Annotated in this window: 3 protein-coding genes; all 3 read left to right on the top strand. The window is 33.1% G+C overall.

The features are described 5' to 3' along the window. The coding region (locus ACRDDY_RS12880) for a hypothetical protein (protein WP_438565347.1) at nt 1-566 on the top strand (566 nt) is incomplete at its 5' end. 219 nt (nt 567-785) lie between these two features. Beyond that, nucleotides 786-1,556, top strand: coding sequence for an antA/AntB antirepressor family protein (locus tag ACRDDY_RS12875; protein ID WP_438565346.1), 771 nt, complete (start codon nt 786-788; stop codon nt 1,554-1,556). Nucleotides 1,557-1,642: 86 nt separating this feature from the next. Then, the coding region (locus ACRDDY_RS12870) for a hypothetical protein (protein WP_438565345.1) at nt 1,643-1,865 on the top strand (223 nt) is incomplete at its 3' end.

The raw sequence follows: 1,865 nt of genomic DNA, 5'->3' as shown, positions 1-1,865 counted from the left end.
GTGCAATATATTCTTTAGACCTAACAAAACCCTATTATCATAAAGAGCTTGGGATAGATATGAGAGGATTCACTGCACACAAAGACATTAGACTACAAGTTATGAGTCAATCAAAAATAGATGATTTAAAAGAAAAAACGGTGGATGATATGGCTATACCTTGTTTAATACCAATGTCGGGTAACTCTGAATTGAACAGCACAATGTGGATGGACTTAAAAAAGAAGATGAAGTTGGGTAGGATAAGGTTTTTAATTGATGAGTCTGAGTTTGAGAATATGATGTCAGAATCTCCAGAGTACATGAACCTAGATAGTTACATGAAATCACTAGTAAAACTACCCTATGTTCAAACAATGTTCTTGTGTAGCGAATTGGTGAATTTAACACCATCTTATTCAAATGGTAATTTAAAACTAGTTGAACCAAGAAGTGGATTTAAAGATAGGGCAGTAAGTTGCTCTTATGGAAATTATATTGCTTCCAAGTTGGAAGAAATATTTTCAAAAATTGAAGATGAAAATGAATACGACATAGAAGATTGGTCTTTTTTAGGAAATTTTTAGAGGGAAATTCCCTCTTTACATATTGACACTGATATGTGTTTATGATATACTTATTTCATAATCAATCGTGATGATGCGATTTAGCAAAGACGGAATTACACTTGTGATGATGCAAGTTATACAATGAACGGGTGGGTTGAAATATACCCACATTTCCTTCACTTGTGATGATGCAAGTTAACTATAATATGTACGGAAATACAATTATAGGAGGATATTATGGAATTAATTAAAGTTGAGATTAAGAATGGTGTGCAAGTAGTTAGTGCCGAAGATTTGAGGGTTGGGTTAGAAATTAAAACAAAGCTAAGCGTTTGGTTTCCAAGGATGGTTGAGTATGGTTTTGAAGAAAATATTGATTATACAAGGGTGTTCCAAAAATGTTCTACCCTTGGTGGAGAGCAAACAAAAACAGACTATGCAATTACCCTAGACATGGCAAAAGAAATCTCAATGATTCAAAGAAATGCAATAGGAAAGAAATTTAGACAGTACTTCATTGATTGTGAAAAGAAACTTCAACAACAAACACCAATGCTGTCAGATTTTGATATGGCTGTATTGAACGTTATGAAGTCTACTACACAAACAGAAAAGGTAATTGCACTAAAGGAGTTTCAAAATGTAATAGAAAAACCATTATTAGAAACTATTGAAGTGCAAAAACCAAAGGCAGACAGATATGAAGCCTTCTTGAATAATGAAGGAACATTTAATGCAACAGAAGTAGCTACTTTTCTAGGACTTAAATCAGCACAAACATTAAACAAGAAACTCCATGAAGAAAAGGTAATAAAAAAATCAAAAAGTAAATGGTTGCCTACTTCAGAAAGTATTTCCAAACATGACGATTGGTTCAGAATAACACCTCAAGTTGTTGGATTTGGAAGTGGTGAAAAAGAGGTAACAACTATGACTTTTACACCCATTGGCATCATTGGAATATCAGAATTGCTAGGATTAAAAATTGATGATGAACTAATTAAATAGTTTAAATATACTAGCTAGTTTGTAGGATAGACACCTGCCACTAGCTTTTTTTATTACATAAATTATAAAACAAAGGAAGTGAAAAAATGGAGGAAAATAAAGAGTTGACCAGAGGTGAAGTTTTTGATGTGTTAACTTTTGCCAACAACTTATGGGGAACGAATCAAGTATTTACCCCAATGCTTTTACACCAAAACTTACAGAACCTCAATAATAACCAACTTTTACCAACTCCAGAGGCAGTTCAAAAAGCTTTGGTGAATGTTAAGGGTTCTTCGAAAGAATTGGTTGGGTATAGCCAAACACTAG

The sequence above is a fragment of the Clostridium sp. genome, from assembly GCF_051656525.1.
GTDB lineage: Bacteria > Bacillota > Clostridia > Clostridiales > Clostridiaceae > Clostridium.
This window is presented reverse-complemented; position numbering and strand designations above follow the sequence as displayed.